Origin of the sequence: Veillonella montpellierensis DSM 17217 (assembly GCF_000426745.1) — a bacterium.
Lineage (GTDB): Bacteria > Bacillota > Negativicutes > Veillonellales > Veillonellaceae > Veillonella > Veillonella montpellierensis.
Map to the genome: position 1 here is coordinate 1 of NZ_AUFY01000032.1, position 5145 is coordinate 5145.

Annotated in this window: 3 protein-coding genes and 2 rRNA genes; all 5 read right to left on the reverse strand. The window is 37.1% G+C overall.

Translation table 11 applies throughout. The features are described 5' to 3' along the window. Window positions 1–187, reverse strand: a 187-nt coding sequence (tnpA, locus tag K357_RS0107080; RefSeq protein WP_028258074.1) for an IS200/IS605 family transposase, incomplete at its 3' end; no start/stop codon positions are given. A gap of 777 nt (window positions 188–964) precedes the next feature. Beyond that, a complete protein-coding gene (locus K357_RS0107085; protein ID WP_028258075.1) occupies window positions 965–2320 on the reverse strand; it encodes an NAD(P)-dependent oxidoreductase in 1356 nt (451 codons plus the stop codon). A 449-nt stretch (window positions 2321–2769) separates the two neighbouring features. Then, window positions 2770–3825, reverse strand: a complete 1056-nt coding sequence (locus tag K357_RS0107095) for a DMT family transporter (RefSeq protein ID WP_028258076.1) — start codon at window positions 3823–3825, stop codon at window positions 2770–2772. 1033 nt (window positions 3826–4858) lie between these two features. After that, window positions 4859–4975: ribosomal RNA gene (rrf, locus tag K357_RS0107100) — 5S ribosomal RNA — on the reverse strand. A 62-nt stretch (window positions 4976–5037) separates the two neighbouring features. After that, window positions 5038–5145: ribosomal RNA gene (locus tag K357_RS0107105) — 23S ribosomal RNA — on the reverse strand; the annotation flags it as partial.

The window sequence follows — 5145 nt, forward strand, 5'->3', positions numbered from 1 at the left end:
GTATATGATCCGAACAGCATTCCGCCTCGATAATTTCTACATTTTTTCTCTTACTTAAATCTCTTAGAATTTTACCTACATCAACTTTTATCCGACCATAAATTATTTGCCTTCTATACTTTGGAGCAAAAACAATATGATATTTACATCTCCATTTACTATGTGATAAGCTTTTTACGTCATTCATTGACATTGAACCTCCTATGTTAAAATGTTGTGGTTGCCAGACCAACTTCATTTTATCACTAGGAGGTTCTTTCCTTTTCTCTAAGAAATTTTACTGACCCCCAGTTTAACTGGGGGTTTAATCATGCCTATTCGGCGTACAACGATAAAAATCTCTCCAAATCCAAAAATGGTTAAGGAGAGATTTTTAATATTATATAAGATTTTGTATCTACTTTGCTAAACTAGTTTCATACTTTACTTAATAATTGAGCTAGTAGAAAATATAAACTATCTATAACATTCTATCAATATATCACTTCAAAGCGACAATATTTAGCCTTATTAATACATAATTTTGAGATTAACACTAACAAAATTATCATTATATGTTCTATTATGTTAAGTAAAAATGTAAACTAAAAAAACTATAATGAATAAGACTGGTGAAAAAACAGAGTCTAATAATAAAAAACTTACAGTTATGAAGTATATAGTAGATACCTTACAATACTTTTAATCTAAAATAAGTGATTCTTTATAAGTGATAATGTAGTAAAGCGTAATATGATATTTTCAACGATTTAGAAAATGATATACAACATACGTAAAGCACAGGAAAAAAGGGCCCTAACATAAGATATACCAGATTGTTTTCCATTGCTCCCCATACACCGCTTCTGATTCCACGTCTATATAAAGAGAACTACTAGCATCTACCGATGAACTACGTTGGTAAATTAATGGTCCCCTATGAATCTTGTCATCAAAACACACTTATGTCGATGATTGATACGAATTAGTCTTTCATCGTTTCTTGAATGCGTTTTGTTTCACAGTATTTAACCATGCCATCTACCGCACGTTTTGCTTCTTTCATAGCCAATACAACCGTAGCAGGTCTATGAACGACGTCACCACCGGCAAACACGCCTTCACGACTCGTCATACCATATGGATCCTCTGAAATAATAACATAGCCGCTATCGTCCACGGCAATACTATTACCTTCACCTACAAGGCGCGCATTCGGTTTATGTCCTGTGGCGTAGATAATTTTATTACATGGCACTACACCAGTTTCTCCCGTCCCTTTTAGTTTTCCCTCTTCTGTAATTTCCATCGTTTCATAGGCTAAGCCTTCTACATGGGACGTGCCTGTCACTGCTACAGGAGATGAGAAAAATTTGAATTGTACGTTTTCTGCCAATGCTTCTTCATATTCACTTTGATTCGCTGGCATTTGTTCAATACCGCGACGATAGACAACGGTAACAGAATTAGCTTTCAAACGAATGCACGTACGAGCGGCATCCATCGCCACATTACCGCAACCGATAATCACTACGTCATCGCCAGCTTTCACAGGAATGCGTTCAGGCACTTCGGTGCCATTATCTACCAATTGTACGGCTGTCAATAACGCCATCGCTTGCAACACGCCTGGCACTTGATCGTTCTCTAACGCTGGGTTTTGAGGCACATGGGTACCCGTACCAATAAAGACTGCATCAAATCCTTCTCGCTGCATTAAGTCATCAATGGTCCGTGATGGACCAATGTATGTGTTGCATTCAAAATGCACGCCTAAATCTTCTAGTCGAGCGATTTCACGACGTACAATCGATTTGTGAAGGCGAAATTCTGGAATGCCAAATAAAAGTACGCCGCCTGGCTCTTCCTGTCCTTCAAATACGGTCACATCATACCCCAACTTACTCATATCCCCTGCAACGGTTAACCCTGCAGGCCCAGAACCAATGACCGCAATTTTACCTTGGTCTTTCTTAACTTTCTTAGTTTTATGAAGCTTATTAATACTTTCAAAGTCCGCCGCAAATCGTTCTAATTTCCCAATATTAATTGGTGGTTTCTTAGCTTTATTATAAATGCAATGACCTTCACACTGTTTTTCTCGAGGGCATACGCGACCGCAAATCGATGGTAAGTTGGTTCGTTCTGCCAAAATTTCATTGGCATGCCCAAAGTTACCATGAGCGATAGCTTGGATGAAACGGGGAATTTGATTGTCAATCGGACACCCTGTTTGGCACAATGGCTTAGGACAATTTAAACATCTCTTAGCTTCGGCTAAAGCTTCTTCCAGGGTATAGTCTGTATCAAAATTTTCAAATTCTTCTGTGTGTTGGTTCATGGCACATGCCTCCTTACCACTATGGGTTCGATCTATTGTATATACTGTAAATGTACTAATCATAATAATCTCTATTTTAATAATAGGGGGCAAATCAAATCTAGTCAAGCAAGGTAGTATATCTATAATGAATATATATAATACCTTATACAATAAATAGAAAACTAAGTGATACGCATACATGAAAAGCTTAGGCACAAGCACTACATGATGAATACTTCCTATTGTCTACATGTTTTTAAAAGTAAATGCTACCAATGTGCTGGCACTACGTGTAAGATATGGTTCCATGGTTCATAGACTTGTGCCATATCCCCTAAGCTATCAAATAGATTAAAGGGCGCCATAACTCTCGTATCGCACTCATGCCATATCCCTAGGCTATCAAATAAGGCTTGTCAATACATAGTATATAGTTCTTGTATAAGTATGCCCACCAATTTCATCATCTATCGATGCGTCTCATGATCCTTTCTATGAGCCTTGCTATTCATAAAATCTGTATGCTTATGAGTATGTGTTGTCGTTTGTAATACATGGTGGTGCGCATGTTCATGCCTAATTGCATGACTATGATAGGATCCACCATGTGTATGATAGATTGTATGCATATGATAATGCACATGATTTACTCGTATGGTATCATAAACGATTAAAACTGTTCCCACTACCATGATTAAAAAGGCTACAAAATATAACTCTGTTAAGGCTTCACCATTAACGATGAAAGAAAGGAATGCGCCCACAAAGGGAGCGATCGCATAATAGGCACTCGTTTTGGCAGCCCCTAATTCACGTTGTGCTCGTATGTATAAGAAAATACTAACTCCATAGGCAATAAAGCCCAATACCATTGCAAAGAAAATATACATTGGCGAAGGTAAGCTTTCACCTATCAAACTGGCAATGACAAAGGAACCACCCCCAGAAAACAAGCCTTTTAAGACTACAATTTCATAGGTGCTTTTACTCGATAACTGGCGGGTACAGTTATTTTCCAATCCCCAACATACGGTGGCGAGTATAACGAAAATAGAGCCATAGGAAAATTGGAAACTACTCGTCGTATCAAAGGACAAGAGACCACTAGAAATGGTAATCAATGCAATGGCTAGCCACAAAATAAGAGATACTCGTTCTTTAAATAAAAGTAGGGCAATGATCGTAGTCGTTACGATTTCAAAATTAGTTAATAGAGATGCATTCGATGCAGATCCTATACTAATGCCCCACATGAGAAAGATGGGCGCCGCTATGTCTAGTACAATCATTCCCACTGCATAAGGCAAATCAGACCTTGATAAGGGCTCCATTCGTTCTTCTCTATTGTGACGCAGTAAATACATAAGACCTACGCCAATACCTGCGCCTATATATAAAAAAGAGGCCATATACGTAACTGGCACGTCTGTAAGCAACAATTTTGATAACGGCGTATTTAGTGAAAAAAAGACGGCTGCTAATACAGCTAATATAATAGCACCTATATGTTGATTTTCTTTCATAGTAATCATCTCCATCTATATAGTATATGTAATCTATGCTTATAGTCATCATTAGATACTATACATCTATCGTTATAACTCGTCAATACATAGGAACTATCACTACATATAGCAATTATTAAGATAGCATATCCATGTACGGACCACCGATATACACGCATGCATTTATAATTGCAATACCTTTTCCTATATCAATCACAGCAATCACAGCAGTCCTTATCAATCATTACGATAATATATCGATGCATACGCCGCTTATATAAACACATGTATGTATAGTTACAATACTTTTATTATCTATATGCCTATATTGATTCTCACTAGACGCATGTCAATAGGCTAATATCCTATATCATATATACCATAGTAATGTACTAATAATTTTCTCCCCATTAAGACCTATACACCTAATGATGCAATGGGGCTTTATAATTCTCATTACACACACATATACTACGCTAAAACTAGTAACATATACATCTTTCACCAAATGTTAGTAAAGTACTGTTCATACATGCACACCATATGTTGACACCCATGTATTTATAATGATACTAGCATATCTATACCCTATACGAAGAAATCTATAACGCATTACCATATGTGTATTAACCCATTATGATTGGTGTATCTCTTCATATATATATCATTACTATATCACAATCCATCATACTCCTCTATACACCAAGGCACACCGAGTCCTTTTGAAAGTTTGTGTACATACTTTGTAGCTATAAATCGTAACACGTTGTCCACCATCTAACAATACAAACAAATATATATCCTTCTAGTCATTATGCTAATTGTCATGTATCGCATATGTACATCACAATACGGTGAGTTCGTAACAAAGTTTCCATGTATAGGAATACAAAAAGCACTTACTATTTTTGTACATGCCGCTACTATTACTAGTATAGGCTAATAACTATGTGTAGTAAGGATTATAGAACAAAATTGATTACTCTATTATATAATGTAAGATACATAGGCATAATAAAAAGCACTTACCCAAAGGTAAGTGCTTATGCTTAATCAGCAACTTCCTATCCTCCCAGGCCGTCGCCAGCCAAGTACTTTCGGCGTGTACGAGCTTAACTACTGTGTTCGAGATGGGAACAGGTGGAGCCTCGTAGCTATCGTCACTGAATCTGTCAGAGTTTGTACTCTGAAAACCGCATAGAAGATTTAGATAATTCACTAAGTAACGTATTAAGTAAAGCCCTCGATGTATTAGTACCAGTCAGCTCCACTGCTCACACAGCTTCCACATCTGGCCTATCAACCATGTCGTCTACATGGACTCTTACTAGCTTATGC

Coding starts and splice junctions, on each gene's coding strand:
- K357_RS0107095 (WP_028258076.1), bottom strand. CDS start 3,825: ATGAAAGAAAATCAACATATAGGTGCTATTATATTAGCTGTATTAGCA.
- K357_RS0107085 (WP_028258075.1), bottom strand. CDS start 2,320: ATGAACCAACACACAGAAGAATTTGAAAATTTTGATACAGACTATACC.